Origin of the sequence: Pseudovibrio sp. Alg231-02, from assembly GCF_900143565.1 — a bacterium.
In the GTDB taxonomy this organism is placed as follows: Bacteria; Pseudomonadota; Alphaproteobacteria; order Rhizobiales; family Stappiaceae; genus Pseudovibrio.
The window spans coordinates 1-17101 of sequence record NZ_FREX01000011.1; the positions used below are offsets into that span (position 1 = coordinate 1).

Annotated in this window: 11 protein-coding genes and 1 pseudogene; 3 read left to right on the forward strand and 9 right to left on the reverse strand. The window is 49.2% G+C overall.

Annotated elements, in window-relative coordinates; genetic code table 11:
• The 3 genes and pseudogenes from DHN43_RS22750 to DHN43_RS27110 all read right to left on the reverse strand — a co-directional run.
• Positions 1 to 338: pseudogene (locus tag DHN43_RS22750) on the reverse strand (type I secretion system permease/ATPase); the annotation flags it as partial.
• A 141-nt stretch (positions 339 to 479) separates the two neighbouring features.
• Positions 480 to 3233: a calcium-binding protein gene (locus tag DHN43_RS22755; RefSeq protein WP_108820157.1), complete on the reverse strand. Its 2754-nt coding sequence runs from the start codon at positions 3231 to 3233 to the stop codon at positions 480 to 482.
• Positions 3234 to 3402: 169 nt separating this feature from the next.
• Positions 3403 to 4899 carry a sensor histidine kinase gene (locus DHN43_RS27110; RefSeq protein WP_108820158.1) on the reverse strand — a complete coding sequence of 499 codons (1497 nt, stop codon included), beginning with the start codon at positions 4897 to 4899 and terminating at the stop codon, positions 3403 to 3405.
• 91 nt (positions 4900 to 4990) lie between these two features.
• Between DHN43_RS27110 and DHN43_RS22765 the strand changes: the two genes are divergently transcribed.
• Positions 4991 to 5683 carry a response regulator transcription factor gene (locus DHN43_RS22765; protein WP_108820159.1) on the forward strand — a complete coding sequence of 231 codons (693 nt, stop codon included), beginning with the start codon at positions 4991 to 4993 and terminating at the stop codon, positions 5681 to 5683.
• Between the two features lie 916 nt (positions 5684 to 6599).
• A complete protein-coding gene (locus DHN43_RS22770) occupies positions 6600 to 8525 on the forward strand; it encodes a M10 family metallopeptidase (RefSeq protein ID WP_159096966.1) in 1926 nt (641 codons plus the stop codon).
• Between the two features lie 582 nt (positions 8526 to 9107).
• Here the strand turns inward: DHN43_RS22770 and DHN43_RS22775 are convergent.
• The 4 genes from DHN43_RS22775 to DHN43_RS22790 form a co-directional block, all read right to left on the reverse strand.
• Positions 9108 to 9386 (reverse strand): hypothetical protein, encoded by a 279-nt coding sequence (locus tag DHN43_RS22775; RefSeq protein WP_208981889.1) that lies wholly within the window; start codon positions 9384 to 9386, stop codon positions 9108 to 9110.
• A gap of 310 nt (positions 9387 to 9696) precedes the next feature.
• Positions 9697 to 10155 carry a DUF3592 domain-containing protein gene (locus tag DHN43_RS27650; RefSeq protein WP_108820161.1) on the reverse strand — a complete coding sequence of 153 codons (459 nt, stop codon included), beginning with the start codon at positions 10153 to 10155 and terminating at the stop codon, positions 9697 to 9699.
• A 465-nt stretch (positions 10156 to 10620) separates the two neighbouring features.
• Positions 10621 to 11166 (reverse strand): thioredoxin family protein, encoded by a 546-nt coding sequence (locus tag DHN43_RS22785; RefSeq protein WP_108820162.1) that lies wholly within the window; start codon positions 11164 to 11166, stop codon positions 10621 to 10623.
• An 87-nt stretch (positions 11167 to 11253) separates the two neighbouring features.
• Positions 11254 to 12348, reverse strand: a complete 1095-nt coding sequence (locus DHN43_RS22790; RefSeq protein WP_108820163.1) for an L-dopachrome tautomerase-related protein — start codon at positions 12346 to 12348, stop codon at positions 11254 to 11256.
• A 90-nt stretch (positions 12349 to 12438) separates the two neighbouring features.
• Between DHN43_RS22790 and DHN43_RS22795 the strand changes: the two genes are divergently transcribed.
• Positions 12439 to 13317 carry a LysR family transcriptional regulator gene (locus DHN43_RS22795; protein WP_108820164.1) on the forward strand — a complete coding sequence of 293 codons (879 nt, stop codon included), beginning with the start codon at positions 12439 to 12441 and terminating at the stop codon, positions 13315 to 13317.
• 349 nt (positions 13318 to 13666) lie between these two features.
• Here DHN43_RS22795 and DHN43_RS22800 read toward each other — a convergent pair whose 3' ends face one another.
• Positions 13667 to 14845, reverse strand: coding sequence for an NAD(P)/FAD-dependent oxidoreductase (locus tag DHN43_RS22800; protein WP_108820165.1), 1179 nt, complete (start codon positions 14843 to 14845; stop codon positions 13667 to 13669).
• 97 nt (positions 14846 to 14942) lie between these two features.
• Positions 14943 to 16988 (reverse strand): methyl-accepting chemotaxis protein, encoded by a 2046-nt coding sequence (locus tag DHN43_RS22805; RefSeq protein WP_108820166.1) that lies wholly within the window; start codon positions 16986 to 16988, stop codon positions 14943 to 14945.
• Between the last annotated feature and the right edge of the window lie 113 nt (positions 16989 to 17101).

The following is a 17101-nucleotide window of genomic DNA, read 5'->3' on the forward strand; positions in this document are numbered from 1 at the left end:
ATGCGCAGTGGTACGCGCAGGTTGGCAAGGAACGCGGTGCGCGACAGGCGGGCGTCAATTTCCTGAGAAATACGCGACAGGCCACGGGCACGGATGCCTTCCAGCAGGGCGAAGAACAGATAAAGGATACCGGCGAAGCTGGCGATAATCACCAGTGTTGGCACGCTGTGGCTGGCGAGCACGCGATCATAGATCTGCAGCATGAACATCGGACCCGTCAGCATCAACAGGTTGATGACCAGACTCAAGACCCCAACGCCCGCATACCCGGACCGAGACGCCGCAAACGCCTCAGCCACCATAGGGCGCTTTGGGGAAATAGATTGTTGCGAAGACATGTTTCACTCACGATCAGTAAGCAAGAAACCCATAAAGATAGGTCAGATAGGTGGCAGCTGTCCTAGGTTTGATCAACAGTGACAATCCCACCAGATATATGAGGGACACGGGCCTTCAGTGACCCGTGTCCTTGTGACGTCTTAGGCTATGAAATCGCCATAGATATCGATTTCAGCGATGTGTAGATAATGTCCATCAGCATGGTCGATGCGGACTTCGTCGCCAATGATGCCGCCAACTTCGATCAACTGGTTGTGCGCAGCGGTCAGGTCTGAGGATGACCAGATCACTTCCCCATCATCCAATATGTCAATGTGAGCTCCGCTCAGACGGGAACTTGTCCAGTTATCCTGACGGTTTTCCAGATCGATGAACTCAATCAGTGCATCTTCACCCAGATCAATATTTAACCAAAGATTGCCTGTGCCGGTGTGATTGATCGTATTGATGTCACCATCGAGAACGTTGTGTGCGAGGTAGGCATTGTTGTTGTAGTTGCTTGACTGTGTTGCAGCACTGGCGTCCAAAGTGTCTGTCAGGTTTGTAAGTCCTGCATGATACGCTCGTTCAGCTGCTTGAGCCGCTGCGACAGTCACATCATAGGTTGCCGTATCGCCTTCATTGGTGGAGATACTCGTTTGGAATGACGATTTGTCGAGGCTTGTTTCCCAGGTTACTGAATTGTCACTATCAATCGAAAGGCTATTGCCTGTACCGGATAGGGAGCTGATCAGTGCATCACGTTCATCCACAGTCAATCCTTCGAAAACGAGCACATCGGCTTTGTCGAGATCGGTTATCGTGTCCTTCCCAGAGTTGGCGGCAAAGACAAAAGTGTCGGCGCCCCCCCCTCCAGTTAACTCATCATCTCCACCAGCACCTGAAAGGATGTTTCGTTCGTCATCTCCTTTAATGACATCGTTTCCGTCTGATCCGATCACGTTTTCAATGTTATACAAGACGTCGGTATCTACCTTAGAGTCTTTTCCGCCATTATTGTCGGTCTGGATAGAGTAAGTTGCTTTGGAAGTTGAGTAATAGATGCCAAGATTTTCATTCAAAATCTTTGTGCCCAAGTCAATGTTGACGGAATCTGCGTCATAGAAAGCTATAGTATCACTGTCGGCAGTGCCGTCGAGGTTCTCGCCGCCATTGATGACGTCACTGCCTGCACCACCAAACAAAAGATCATCGCCGCCCATGCCATACAAATAAACAGTAGAAGAATAATATCCCTCCCTAGGGGCATTGGGGTTGACTTCGGCTGGCACAAACGCGCCGAGGATGTCGTTCAGATTGGTCCCCATCCACATGTCGTTGTCGGCTTCATTGTCGTAAATCGTCCAACCTGCATAGGCGCCCAAATCCATGTAACCCACATTGGAACCAGCCATTTCACCGGACCAGTCATCATCCAGTTTCTGTTTTTCGTCTCCAAAATAGAGGTCGGTTCCATCGTAGCTGACGTAGCTTTCCTTCAAACTTTCTCTAAGCGCATCCATATAGTCACTAACGATCGCATCACCATCACCATAATCGGTCATATAGTCTGGGAAGAAATCAACAAGATCGTCAGCCCATTTAACGGCAAGGATTTCGTAGTCTGCGTTTAAGCGGTTGTCCCGCACTGTGAATGCGTAATCATGTGACGGCTCCCATTCAACGACGTAGTTCGTGCTAATACCTTCTGCGGTTTCCCCCATCGGGATCAAAATATGATCCTCCAACGGGTTGAAGTCATTGACTACAACTTCAGAAAGTGTGTTCCAGTCTGCATCAATGGTAAAAGTTGTCTTTGATGAGTTGGTTGCTGAGTAGTATGCGTCAAAGCCAGAAGCTATAGTTTTTGCAACTGAACCTGTTACTTTTGCGAGTGTACCTGCTGTATTCACGCCCGGTATAAGCCCCGCTACGCTGCCCGCTGTGTCCAGAATAGATGTCCAATCATTGCCCTTGTTAGGAAAAGCTGCTGATATATCGAGAACAAAGTCACTGGTGTAATCGGTGCTGCCATCGCCAATAATAAACATGTCCGCACCAGATCCGCCCCAAAGCTGGTCACTTACCGCCTGGTCTTTGAGCGATCCTGAAGAGATGATATCGTTCCCTTCTCCCCCGTAGATCTTGTCAGCGCCAGTGCCTCCATCAAGAATATCATTGCCATCATACCCTTTGATTATGTCGTCACCTGCACCACCATAAGCAATGTCGATATTGTCTGTGATGATATCGACATTGGGTGTTGTCTGCACATAGATCGCACCATGAATGGTGTCATTACCTTCACCACCATGCATTTCGTTGGCGCTGTCTGCTGTAATTCCTGATGTGCCACCCCAGATTATATCGTTGCCCTTGCCACCAAAAATCAGATCAGCCCCTGCGCCACCTTCGATCGTATCTGCGTCATCTCCTCCATCAAAGTAATCATCTCCATTGGAACCGATGAGCTGGTCATCACCTGCCTCTCCATAAGCCGTAACGCCATAAGACAGACCGCTAAAGTCTGCAGTATCATTTTGTCCAGTGAAGTTGAAGATCTCAACATTGTGTGCGTAGACGTCCAGGCTGTGGAGGTTGCGGCTGCTGTACTGATCATTGTCGCCATATCCTCCCGCGATATGGACAGTATCTCCATCAATAACTACGAGATTGACCGAAGTAGTTAGACTTCCGTGATAGATTAAAGAATCGGTGCCACCATACCCATAGTAATGGAGATTCGGATTTTGCTTTATAGAATTATAGCCCTTACTTAGGTTGTACAGTGTAACCTGTTCATCTCCGTCAGTACCGTGAATGTAGAAGTCTTTCCGGTTTTTTTTCGTAATTTCATCGAATGTTACACTGCCGCTCACATTCTCTGTTTTCTCGTTAATTGACCGAGTTACCATTTGATTATCCAATCGTCAGGCGCACGCCTCACTCCCGAATAAGCCTCAGGTGAGCGCAACGCCGAGTTTCTAAGGACGGAATTGTCCAACTCCTACATGGATACCGTGGGCTTGAATTGGGGTCTCGTGACAAACTGTGACAAACACCTGTCACAGTTTGTCAGGCTGATTAATCCTCCCGATGGAGCGGAAGGCGAAGCTCAGCTCGCAGCCCACCTTCAGCGCGGTTCAATAGACGGATAGAACCACCTTGGTCAGTTACAATCGTCTTTACGATTGCCAATCCCAGGCCGCTGCCAGGTATGTCTGTTGCCAAGCGCTGGAAAGGCTGGAACACACGATCTAGTTCTTCTTCTGGAATGCCTGGGCCATTATCATCAATGATGATAACCGCTTCATCTCCGTCCCTGAACACAGTGGCATGCGCTTCGCCACCATACTTGCAGGCATTTTCAACGAGATTGGATAAGCAGCGCTGAATTGCATTTACGCGACATGACACGATAACAGGTGCTGTGTCTGTCATTTCAGCTGCATCTCCCAGCTCACTGCGCTCTTCAATTACAACCTCCAGCAGAAGTGTGAGGTCTACACGCTGGAAGCCTCCATCTCGCATCACCGCACGAGAAAAAGCCATAATAGATTCAACAATGCTCTGTATGCGATCTAGACGGGCCTCAATCTGATATCTGGTGGTTTGCGGACCAACGGCATCAACAAGCTGCTTGATCCCTGCCAAAGGACCTTTCAAATCATGAGCAAGACTGCGTAATAGGCCAATCTGATAATCCACCGCCTGCGTAACGCGCTCATTCATTCGATTGAAAGACCTGATAATCTCACGGGTATCACGCGGTCCCTGCACAATCAAAGAGGAAGTGGTCTCGCCGCGCCCAAGTCGCTCTGCCTGATGAGAAAGGTGCCAAAAAGGTGCCATAACACGCCGACTAATCAGTAAAACTACCGTTGCAATTAAAAGAGAAACCAGGCTCGATGTTATAAGCTTCGTGTAGGCTGCATTGATAGGTGGTAAGCGCCTGAGCTGATAAACCGTGAGCCAGTTGTCTGTAGCATCATGGCGCAATGCAACCCTGTACACTTCAGCGCGTGGCCAGGTTCTGAATAAGTTCAGAAGATTGTTTGACGGTGCCGGTTTCTCCTCAAAAACCCATTTTGGGGTCGTCTTCCAATCAAGCTCATTTACCAAAAGAGTACGCGGCGGTTCACCAAGGCCTAACATAGGTGTCTCTTCTGCAACCATTCCGCGGGGTGGAGGAGGAGTTGGAAAGCCTCGTTCTGTCACAACTACTTCTGAGACGGGTAACCCTGCACGGCCATACCAGGTAAGTGCTTCGGCCTCGATATCTGGGCGCCGTTCGTCACCATCAAGTAGAGCTCGCGGGACTCCCCATTCTATATGAACAGCGAGATTAGATAAGGTTTGCGTATATCGGACACGCTGGTTTTCTGGCAGGGCTAAGACTCCACTGAAAGACCGACCAGCCAATGTGAAATGAAGGCTTTTTTGAGCAGCTGTCAGAAGCTGCACATCAGCAATACGCGATACAATTACGTTTACGACTTGAACTGCCAATACCAGTCCAATGACCAAAAACATTAGTTGTTGACCAAGCGTAAGGCGCGATGAAAACCTCATTGATTTCATTTATCTATCTCGACATTGGGACAAGTTGACACGCAGATGTTACAATATATGCGTGTTGCAAAGTCAATTGGATATCGAAGGTTTAGACCGGATGAGCGAGAGTATTTTGATCGTGGACGACGATCACACCCTCGGAGAAGAGCTGGGGAAGGCTTTGGTTAGCGCTGGCTACACCCCCCATCGGTGTACAAGTGTCCCCGAAGCACGACAGGTTTGGAACAAGACAAAGTTTGATCTCTGCTTTGTTGACATTGTCATGCCCGGCCCCTCTGGCAAAGTGTTTTGCCGTGAAGTCAGAGAGCGATCTGACGCTGCCATCATTATGATGAGCTCACTCAGTGACCAGGACACAATCATTGCGTTGCTTGACATTGGCGCCGATGACTACATCGTCAAACCATTCACTTTTCCGGAGATGTTAGCCCGCGCACGAGCCGTGCTACGTCGTCGTAAAGATCACGCTCAACAATATACGGCTTCTGCAATACAGATTGGAGATTGGACATTTGATCTTCAGCTGCGGCGCATTTCCAACATTAAAGGCCTTACCGTACCGCTCACACAAAGTGAAGCAGCAGTCCTTCGTTTTTTTGCGCAAAGTCCTGGTGTTGTTTTCTCCCGCGAAGACATACTTGCCGTTGCCAGAACTCGACAGCACGCTGGCAAGGATGATCGTTCTGTAGACACGCTAATCAAGCGCTTGCGGCGAAAGATCGAAATTGAACCTTCAAATCCAATACACATCATGACTGAGTGGGGGAAGGGTTATACATTCCAGAACTGATAAGTTGCTAAAGTAGGCCTTACGTAATCTCCAATCAGGTGCTCATTGCAACCTCTCTTCTAAAAGTCTTGATTAGCTTGCTCGGGAATAAGTGTTTGCCTTTGATAAGATATGTGAGGAAGTTTCCAGAAATTGTGGACCTCTAGACCAGAAAATATGTTCTATCGCAGATCGCAGGCGCCTCAAAAGAGAGAAGAGGCGTGTTGAGACTTGCTTAAGCTTGCTGAGACCCACAATCGATGATTGGGCCCTACTAAGCAGAGGCCACGGCATCATCAATCCAAGTTGGTCTCAACCCTTGATAGAACCACCCGAATGTCGGCTTCTGGCCCGTCGTCTCTCAAAACATTACTCGCATAGTTAGGCTTTCGCACCTGCAGCAAAGTTTAGAATTGCCGAATGATTGCAGTATTACCGATCTTAATCCGTCCATTAACTGTTTAAGAACAGCGTAATTAGCCTAACAAATCAGGGTGTTTGTGGTTACTCGGCAAAGTTCTCTTATTGTTCTTAACGATGGCAAAATATACTGCCGTGCGTCCACTGGGCCTATCTCTGATGGAATTTTCGATACCGAGCAGATTTAAGTAAAAATATGAAAATATGGCTATATTATGTGTAAATAATTTTTATAATGTAGCATAAGATTTATTCAATGCAACTCCTCGAAATCGACATAAATGGTAATTTTTAGATTATATATCAATAATATCAATTAGATAATGTTGATTAGATTAGTAATTAGCAGTCAAATGCATTTGAAATAAACACTTAATTATACTTGCCTCTATTTGATTTAAGTTTATGTTATGTTTTGTGGACAAAATTATCATGGGAAAAAATACTAATTAGAGTTGTTTGTTACTGATCGATGCTCAATTTTACTTCTGTTGTTGAAGTAAAAATTGAGGGTAAGATGCATTACAGTTATTCGGGCTCTTCTAGCCGTTATAAGTACAATCCTTATGGCTATTATTCCTACAAATGGACTTCACCTGGCGATGAATGGCGTGATGCCCCATTTAGTCGCTCCACACCATATACAATTGATGCGGGCGAGAGCTTTGTTGGAAGATTGAACTACCGCGGTGATCGTGATGCTGTGGCAATCGAGCTTGAAGAAGGTAAAGAGTACACAGTCTCCCTAAAAGGAACCGGGTATTACGGTGTTCGCAACACTGTCCTTACGCTCTATGATAGTGATGGTAACCGTATTGCCTTTGATGACGATAGTGGAGAAGGACGTAATTCTGAGATCACGTTTACGGCCACTTCCAGCGGCAAGTTTTATATTGGGGCTTCTTCCTTTGGTGACCGTTATACTGGCAGCTATAAGATTGACGTAATCGAAAATGCCAGTCCAGTAGATCCAGACCCTGTGGACCCAGATCCAGTAGATCCAGACCCTGTGGACCCAGATCCAGTAGATCCAGACCCTGTGGACCCAGATCCAGTAGATCCAGACCCTGTGGACCCAGATCCTGTAGATCCAGACCCTGTGGACCCAGATCCTGTAGATCCRGACCCTGTGGACCCAGATCCTGTAGATCCGGACCCTGTAGACCCAGATCCTGTAGATCCGGACCCTGTGGACTCAGACCCTGTAGATCCGGATCCTGTAGATCCAGATCCGGTAGTTCCCCAGCCAACCTCCGACCCTGAGATCGTTGTGCCTGAAGGGCACTTTACCAATGATCAAATCGCTAACCAGCTCACTGATGTAGCTTGGCGCAGTGGCCGTCGTGCATTTGATGTGGAACCAGGTGGCACGATCACGGTAAACCTAACAAGCTTGAACAGTGATGGTCAGGCTCTCGCGATCAAAGCTCTTGATGCTTGGTCGATGACTACTGGCATCAACTTTGAGCAGGTGAATTCTGGCGCACAAATCACCTTCAGTGATGATAGAAGCGGTGCCTACTCAAGCTCCCGCGCATATGGCGGCACCATTCAGTCATCAATTGTAAACGTAAGCACTTCATGGTTGAAGAACAGTGGAACCAGCCTGGATTCCTATTCATTCCAGACTTACATCCATGAAATCGGCCATGCTCTCGGCCTGGGGCATGCTGGCAACTACAACGGCAGCGCACGCTATGGTGTAGACAATCACTATGCGAACGATTCTTGGCAGGGCACAGTTATGTCCTACTTCTCTCAAAACGAGAACTCTGCTGTGGACGCTAGCTATGCCTATGTCGTTACGCCAATGATTGCTGACATTCTTGCAATGCAGGATCTCTATGGTACCGCTGATAACATTCGCAGTGGTGATACCGTTTATGGCGAAAACTCAACCGCTGGCGGTTACTATGATGATCTGGCGGATCTAAACCGGGTAACCTACACGATCTCTGACAGTGGAGGGCAGGACACTCTCAACTTTAGTTCTGTGCGTGCTGATCAGAAAATCTCGCTGTTGGCAGAAACCTATTCTGATGTGAATGGTTACAAAGGCAATCTAGCCATCATGCGCGATACAGTGATTGAAACTGCCTATGCAGGGTCAGGCAACGACACGCTGATCGGTAACTTTGCCGACAATGCTCTTTATGGCAATGCTGGTCATGATCGTCTTGAAGGCGGTTTTGGCAACGACATGCTTTCCGGAGGTTCCGGAAATGACAGGTTTGTATTCGATACCAATTGGGGTGCTGATGAAATCATCGACTTCGAAGATGGCTTTGATCTAATTGAATTCAAAAACAATATCGATAGCTTCAACGACCTGAACATCTCCGGGAAGGATGGTGACACCATCATTTCTTATGATGGTAGCTCCATCACCCTTTCAGACGTTGCCGTAAGCAACATCACTGAAGATGACTTCATGTTCGCGTGATAACCAACATGGAATAACCCGCGTCTGCGGGTTATTCCAAACCGACAGCATTTAAACGTTTGGAGCAATCGCATATACAGATCCCTTTTTGGTGGAATGCCTCAAACTTTTATATGCTCTCCACCACGCAGAGTTTAATCAGAAAGAAGACGCACTTGCAGAAAGATGGGGCTAAACGTAGCGGAGATCATTCATCAACAACATGCAAGGAGTGATTAATCATAAAGTTTAGAACTCAAAGTTGATCTGACTGAAGGTGATATTGCAGCGTCGCTCTCTGGTTTGATTTTGAAGTTCTGCATGCCAATTCTGATCAATACCTCCACGCTTAACTCTTGTGCTCTTTCTTAATCAGCTGCACGTCGGTAAACGTACTTCAAAAGCTAACTTCCAACTGCTGCTGAGTTTGGGAGAGAACTTGCATCCATTTAAAACACCTATCAACCCTCGGTAGAACCGCTCAAAAGTCCGCTTGTGGCCCCTGTTTGACTTGGTTATCAGCTACAAAACATCTGATTTGCTTTCCTCATTGCTTGGTCTGGTTCGCACGCACGTCAAAGTCCTGAGCTAGTTATCAGAGTCTCACATTTGATGTCGACTGCGCATTAACGTCAGGGTGATCACTGTCCAAACACCTATCCGTACGGCCAAGGCCCCTACAGTTCGCATCTCATATGCCACTCCTTGAAAAACCAGAAATCCGAACCCCAAAGCAATCAGGCCCGTTGCCACTGCGATAAACGCAGACAGGCCAAGTGCCCAGTTACGCTGTAGCCAGATCCCAATTGCAGCACCGATGTAGAGAAAGCCTGCTAGAAAATTGAACCAGAGCACGACTGGCATGTAGTCGCCCGCAGCCACTTGAACCTCCACTGGCCCAAATAAGACGCTCCCACCGGAAATCAGAGTCAGCACCCCAAAAATCCCAGCGAAGAGTGCCAAGGACCTCCGCCAAAACGTTGAGCCGTATGATCGGGGTTCTGTTGAAGTCATTTTTTGGGAACCTCTGTGAGAGCGGCTTGTGCGTCAAATAAAGGATATAGGATTGGTTATAGAAATATAACTCCACAATGTGCCTCTTTCCTATTGCACAGAGCCTCTGATAGCTCTTCTTACTGCAATTAAATTGTGCGACTCAAAATGTCGTCGCCCGACTTAATGTGCGTCGACGTTAAATAGAGAACCAAATTAGAAACACCGGAATCGCGACGAGCAGAAATACCCCTGCAATTCCGGTCCATGTGGGTACTATCAGGTAGGATTTGTGGGGCAGAGCAGGGTTGTAGAATACAGTAACACAGTCGCCTTCATGCTTTTGAATACCACCCTTCTGCCACTCAGCCATTCTGGTTCCAGTGGCCCTAATAATGAACGGACTTAACCGCTTGCCGGTATAGGATATGTCGTTGACAGAATATTCATACCTCACGCGTGCCGTGTGCATTCTCTCATCAGAGCTTCCAATGCTTGAAACCCCATCTTCCGTGAGTTTTCCAATCGTATGAGGCCAGCGGCGTATGCGAAAACATGCGGTGATGCTAACGATCCCCATGAGCAAAGCATAGGCAATACACGCAGACAGAACCGCGTAATGTTCCCCATTAAGTAAATCAGTCCATAATTCTTGCATGCATTAAATTACCGCAAATGAGATTGGGAGAAATAGCGCAGAACACGCTCACGGTTTTGGGAGTTATACTTTGTCGCTTGTGGTTGCACTTGAAACCAGCCCTTGTTCCTAGCTGGATGTATCGATCTTGAGTAGCGAGCTTTGCTATTCCTAACTTAGAACATGCCGAGAAACTATGATCAGCCGCCCTCCAAGCTATGACGCGATTAGTTTCAGCGTCAAGCGCGCAACAGCCGTCATTCATACTCGTTGCAGCATCTATTGCTTTGGGCTCTTTGCAACCTACTCGGGCGGATGCATCAATCTGTGCTCGAGCGATCCAATAAGGTTCTCAGAATATCTTTTATGCAAACAGCACCAACCCTTGGAGGATCTGCTCGAATTCCCATAGTTGGTCCTCTGCTAGTGGCTACTGCGTCCGGCTTCTTAATTGCCCCATTTTGACTAGCTTTCGCGTAAACAGATCTACTTCCACTTTATTGAACAACCCATGCTAGGGATCTGGTGCTCTGGTCCGCAGCTGGTTTTGGCAACCTGACGCATGGCATTGAGAAGTTCTGGTGTGCGGTTGGTTGGGTCGTCGAAGCCAGCATCATCCAAGCGGCCACGGTATTGCAGCTCACCCTTGTTGTTAAAGCCGAAGAAATCTGGCGTACAAACTGCGTTATATGCTCTGCCAACTTCTTGTGTTTCATCCAGCAAATACGGAAACTTAAAGCCAAATTCCTTGGCAAACTTTTTCATGAAGCTCGGTCCATCAGCAGGCACTGAGCGATAATCATTGGACATGACAGCAAGAACGCCGAAGCCTTCGGCTTTGAGCTGCTTCATGTCTTCTGCCAGGCGATCTGCAATGGCCTGCACATAAGGGCAATGATTGCAAATAAAGGCGATGAGCAAACCGCTTTCACCAATCTGGTCAGACATGGTGAAGCTGGTGCCATCAGCATCTTTGAGCGTAAATTCTGGCGCTTTCCAACCAAAATCGCAGATTGGTGTGTTCAAAAGCATGGGAGCCTCTCAATTTCTTGTATTTGATCTTAAATGTGCAAATGACGAGCTGTTTGAACCCGTCAGTCACATCCGTTTCTTTGAAACTTATTTGCCCGGAACCGGAAAACGCATCACGTAGAATGGAGCCTTTGCACCATTGACACCTTGATTGAAAGCCGGGTGCTTATGCAACTGGTTTTGCGTAACATAGACATATCCGTCTTGAGCAACATCAAAGCCATCCGGCCAGGAAAGCCGCTCGTCCTGAATGAGCACTTCGTACTTTCCAGCGGTGGTCAGGCCAATGGCTGAGTTCTCGATATCAGAAACGAAGAGACCACCATTGGAATTGAAAGTCATACCATCGCTAGGCTTTTTGGGACCGTATTCTTCAATGAAAGTATTCAGATCGGCAGAATTTACGGAGGGATCTGCAAGTTTTTCAGCCGGGATGCGGAAGATCTGCTCGCCATTCACAGTGCCGAAGTAGACCCATTTGCTGTCATCAGAGATGGCAATTGGGTTGAGGCCGAAGCGTAGATTGTTGAGGGAGCCATCTTCTCCTTTGGCTGCCATCAGGCCACCGTCAATCACCACATCGCGGTCTGGGGAGATAAACTGCTCTGCCGCTTCCAGCAGGCGGCGGGCTTCGCCGGTCTTCAGGTCCACGATAACGATGGCTGGCTTGGATGGCCCCGCCAGATTGCCGAGGGTCATATCCGCGATATAGATCTGACCACGTTTTTCATCGATCGCAAAGTCCTGAAGGAAGGAGTTTGCTGTCAGAGCAGATTTGTCAATCTGCAAGTCTGCGTGAAGCGTGTTGGTCTCAGAGTTCCAGCCCAGCAGACGAGGTGCAGAAGTATCGCTTCCCATGTCCAGCATCCAGACCACGCCATTGGAGTCTGTGTCGATACCAATCACAGCAGACAAGCCGAGTTCGCCTACTTCCGGACCATCTGCCCAATCTTGAGTTGGGAACGGGGCCTTGCTACCATTTTTCAGAACTTCAACCACCTTCAACGCCGGCCCATCCAACGGCTGCATGCTGACAATCATGCGTCCGTTTGGCGTTACGGTGATGTTACCCGGGCGGGTTTCAGAGAATTTTGCCACTTCTTCCAACTGAAGCGGCTCGCCAGCTACAGCAGATAATGAGAGGAAAGACAGAGCAGAGGCTGCCAGCACAGATTTTAGCATGAATAARATTTCCTTATTGATTATTGGCGTTCTATGAGACATATGGCTAAACACGATCGATTAGTAAAACTAGAAAAATAAAYAGGTCCTATGAGCAACGCCAATAGATCTCCCTTCCGACTTGATACGGACCTGACTGTGCTTCGCTCTTTGATCGCTGTCATTGAGGAGGGTAGTTTTTCCGCTGCAGCAGAAAAAGTGGGGCGGACGCAATCGGCGATCAGYCTGCAAATTGCCAAGCTGGAAGAGCGGTTGGATGTGAAACTATTTGAGCGTACGAGCCGTTCTCTTTCCCAAACCAGCGAAGGTGAGATTTTTATCGGCTATGCTCGAAAGATTTTGGAGTTGGCTGATGAGGCTGTGTTGAGCGTTTCTGCGCCCAAGGAGCAAAGCATGCTGCGCGTCGGGTTTGCAGAGTATCTGGTACCGCAGCACCTACATATTCATCTGGCCCGCTTCAAACGAGCACACCCCACTTGTGATCTCAACTTGATCCTCGGCGGCGGGGCTGACTTGTTGTGTCTTTTAGATGCCGGGGAGCTGGATGTGGTATTCGCCGGACCAGAGGCCTCTGGCGGCAAACAGTTATGGCAGGAGCCGCTGGTCTGGTGCGGGCAGCTGCCTGCGGCTGATAAACCACTGGAACTGATCTTGATGCAGGAACCATGCAGCTATCGCGCTATAGCAATCTCTGCCATGGAAGCCATGGCCTCAGAWTGGAAGATCTCAATCACTGCGAACTCCATTCAGGCTGTACAGTCCGCCATAAAAGCGGGGCTTGGAGTTTCCATTCTACCGGCCTCTGCATTGCTGGAGGACATTCCTGTGATTGAGAGCGCCCTACCAGGGCTACCAGTAACTAGCGTCTTAAGTTATTTGTCCGCACAGGAAGAAAATCCACTGGCGCAGCGCTTCATTGATTACTTGCTGTGTTATTTACAAAAGACGAGTGCTCTGCAAACTGCTTAGTTTGATGAATGTATTGACGAGATTTCATATAAGTGCTCCCTACTATTGGTCACACGTGCAGTCTTTGGTTCGCTTCGCACGACGCACTCCACACTAGTGTACTCAAGGGTTATGAAGGGTTATTTATCAAGCCGAATGAGAGGACTTGCTGCCAGCAATCTCAACCCTTGGTGGAACCAGCCAAATGGCTGCTTGTGGCCCGTCGCAGCCAAGATAGATCAAATTTTGGGAGAGCTTTTCGCACATGTAGCAAAGTGTATGTGATGCGACATTACAAACTTTATTATTCCAAACGTTGTTAAGATCACAAACTCTACCGCATCATTACAAACTTTATTATGCCGTCACACTAAACAAACTGCCCGGCCGCATGGCCGGAAGACCAGGCCCATTGGAAGTTGAAGCCGCCGAGGTGGCCGGTGACGTCGACGACTTCGCCGATGAAGAAGAGGCCGGGGACGGAGCTCGTTTCCATTGTTTTGGAGGAGAGGGCCTTTGTGCTTACGCCGCCTAAGGTGACCTCAGCGGTGCGGTAGCCCTCGGTGCCAACGGGCTTGAGGGCCCACTCATTGATTGCCAGAGCGGCTTTGCGCAGCACCTTGTCGGAGGTGTCGGCCAACCGTCCGCCCAGCTTATGCTCCTCAGCAATGTGTGTGGCCAGCTTTTTGGGCAACAAACTTGCCACCGCAGTCTTAATGTCCTGCTTCGGCTGGCTTTGCTTGGCGGACTTCAGGGCCTCAAAAACATCTGTGTCTGGAAGCAAGTTGACGCGAATGTCTTTGCCTTCTTCCCAGTAGGAGGAAATCTGCAAAATGGATGGCCCGGAAAGGCCACGATGGGTGAAGAGCAATCCTTCACGAAAACTGGTCTTTTTGAAAGACACAACAGCATCCACTGAAACGCCTGCCAGATGTTTGGTCCGTTCCCGCATCGCATCATCAAAGACGAACGGTACGAGAGCAGCACGAGGGGTGACGAGCGGCAGATCGAACTGCTTGGCAATCTCGTAGCCAAAGCCGGTGGCACCCATCTTGGGAATGGATGGACCTCCGCATGCCACAACCACAGACTGCGCTCGCACGGTGTCTCTGGAGGTGCCAACGGTAAAGCGATCATCAGGCTTGGTAAGAGAGGTGACGCTGGTGCCCAGCTGAATGCGAACGCCAGATTGCTGGCAGAGCTGGAGCAGCATGTCGATGATCTGCTGCGCACTGTCATCGCAAAACAGTTGGCCCAGTGTCTTTTCGTGCCAACTGATGCGGTGCTTGTCCACCAGCGCGATAAAGTCGTGCTGGGTGAAGCGCTTCAAAGCAGAAACAGCAAAACGCGGGTTCTCAGAAAGATAGTTCGCGGGGGAAGCGTGCAGGTTTGTGAAGTTGCACCGCCCACCACCGGAGATGCGGATTTTGTCCGCTGGGCGCTTGGCATGGTCAATCACCAGCACAGAGCGTCCGCGCTTTCCAGCCTCAATGGCACACATCAGGCCGGCGGCACCTGCACCTATTATAAGAACGTCAATGTTTTGCATGGCGCTCTTATATGGGCTTTCCAGCCAAGGTCAACTCGGGATCAAATAAAAGAGGAGGGCCGGGGCCCTCCTCATGCATTTCAGCAATGTTTAACGCTTAAGCCGCAACAACATCTCTCAGGAAGTTGGAAATGGTCTGGCGCAGCTCCGTTGCCTGTTTGGAAACAGAAGAAGAAGCCTCAAGCACGTCATTGGCAGAGTGGTTGGTTTCCTGAACCGAGCTCGTGACAACGCTCATGCTGTCCGCCACATCCTGAGTGCCCTGCGCAGCCTGCTGAATGTTCTGGCTGATGGAGGATGTCGCCGCATTCTGCTGAGCAATCGCAGTGGCAATAGAGCTGGTGTACTCATTCACCTGATGCATTGTGCCAGCAATCTGCTCAATAGCGGTCACGGCTTCCTTCGTGGAGCCCTGAATACCGGAGATCTGAGAGGAAATCTCTTCTGTCGCCTTAGAGGTCTGGGTCGCAAGCTCCTTCACCTCAGATGCAACAACCGCAAAGCCCTTACCCATCTCGCCAGCACGCGCTGCTTCAATGGTTGCGTTCAGAGCCAGCAGGTTGGTCTGCTCGGCGATGTCACGAATGAGATTGACCACTTCGCCAATCTTCTGAGCCGCAACATCCAGATCCGCCACATGATCGTTGGTGGCAGTTGCAACACTGGTTGCATCATCAACAGTCTGCTTGGTCTGGGAGATCTGGCGCCCGATCTCTTCGATGGATGCAGAGAGCTCTTCAGCAGCAGATGCCACAGTCTGTACGTTGTGCGAAGCCTGCTCAGAGGAACCAGCAGCGCTGTTGGCACGGTCAGATGTGGTTGTCGCGATGTGAGTCAGAGAGTCCGCGGTTTGCTGCATCTTGCCGGTATTGTCATCAACCCGGTCAAGAACACTAGAGACCTGATCATTAAACACACTGATCAGCTGATCCACGTGCATCTGGCGATCACGCTCCTGTTCATGCTCTTTCTCAGAAAGGCTCTGCAAACGCTTCTGCTCAGCAACCGTATCGCGGAAAGACATAACAGCGTTCGCCACCTGGCCAACTTCATCAACGCCAGTCGCACCTGCAAACGTCACAGTGGTATCGCCTTCAGCCAGCTTGCGAGCATCGCCCAGCAGGGCTGCAACCGGAACAGATACACTGCGAATGATCGTGTAAGCCGCGCCAATACCCAGCACAGTCACAATGCCGGAGATGATCAGGGCCAACATGAACTGCCATTGTGCATTCGCAGTCAGCTTTTGCGCATGCATCACCAGTTCGTCAGCAAGGTAGTCCTCGAAATCTTTCAGTGCATCAATACGCTTGGTCGCCAGATCAAACCATTCAGTACCGGAAACAGAGGAGATGTCGCCGCCAAACGCAGCGGCATAGCCCAGCTTACGGGCAGCATCAACTTGGCTCATGATAGGCCGGTTGAAGATCTTCTCCAGAAACTTTACCTGAGGACCGGTCATCAAAGAACGCGCGGTTTTAAAATGCGTGTCCTGGCTGGCGCTCAGGCGTACAAAACGGTGATAGATAGTCGGGTTAAATTCCTGAGCACTAAAGCCGTTTGCGCCAATTGCCCGCTCAATGCCTGCGTTCTCTTTTCCAAGCAGCACTTCTTCATACATGCTCAGCTTGCGAACAAGGCTTGCATCGCGGCTTACGGCAATTGTGCTTGGCAAAAACTTGAAGGCCTCGTTGATCGTGCCGCTGTAGTAAGCAACAGTTTCGCCAACAGTTGTGTTCAGGTTTTTGACGTTATTGCGGATCCGGGCAATGTTTGCCAGACGGCTGTTCACCATGTCCACCTGAGCCGCAAGGCCCTTGTCAATGGAAGCAAGGTGGATGTTGTCCAGCGCAGTCTTATAGATGCGGATTTTGCTGTCAGTCAGCTTGTGCTGGTCAGCAAGGCCCTCTGCAAAGGCTTTGCCCTTTGCGCCAAGGTATCCGGCGGAGCGGCCACGCTCTTTTTGCAGTTCGTGAACAACAGCACTCAATACAGGAACAAACTCTGCAACCTGACCAATAGAGGATGCTTCCACCTTTTTGTTATAGGCGGTGGTGGTTTGTGAGCCAGCAAAATAGAGCATGGGCACAAACGCAAGCATGAATATCGCGATGATACGATACTTTAAAAGAATACGACGCATGAGAGCACCTGAAAGGGGAACTCGAGTTCCAAATTTGAGCGGGGCACTGCTGCCCGTTACACTGTTTCGTTATTACACGCACAAATTGAGTCAGTAATTCTTTATAGAGCGTT

What these genes read in the sequence shown, in the direction of transcription:
- DHN43_RS27110 (WP_108820158.1), bottom strand. Translation starts at nt 4,899, where the DNA reads ATGAAATCAATGAGGTTTTCATCGCGCCTTACGCTTGGTCAACAACTA.
- DHN43_RS22755 (WP_108820157.1), bottom strand. Translation starts at nt 3,233, where the DNA reads ATGGTAACTCGGTCAATTAACGAGAAAACAGAGAATGTGAGCGGCAGT.
- DHN43_RS22805 (WP_108820166.1), bottom strand. Translation starts at nt 16,988, where the DNA reads ATGCGTCGTATTCTTTTAAAGTATCGTATCATCGCGATATTCATGCTT.
- DHN43_RS22765 (WP_108820159.1), top strand. Translation starts at nt 4,991, where the DNA reads ATGAGCGAGAGTATTTTGATCGTGGACGACGATCACACCCTCGGAGAA.
- DHN43_RS22800 (WP_108820165.1), bottom strand. Translation starts at nt 14,845, where the DNA reads ATGCAAAACATTGACGTTCTTATAATAGGTGCAGGTGCCGCCGGCCTG.
- DHN43_RS22785 (WP_108820162.1), bottom strand. Translation starts at nt 11,166, where the DNA reads ATGCTTTTGAACACACCAATCTGCGATTTTGGTTGGAAAGCGCCAGAA.
- DHN43_RS27650 (WP_108820161.1), bottom strand. Translation starts at nt 10,155, where the DNA reads ATGCAAGAATTATGGACTGATTTACTTAATGGGGAACATTACGCGGTT.
- DHN43_RS22790 (WP_108820163.1), bottom strand. Translation starts at nt 12,348, where the DNA reads ATGCTAAAATCTGTGCTGGCAGCCTCTGCTCTGTCTTTCCTCTCATTA.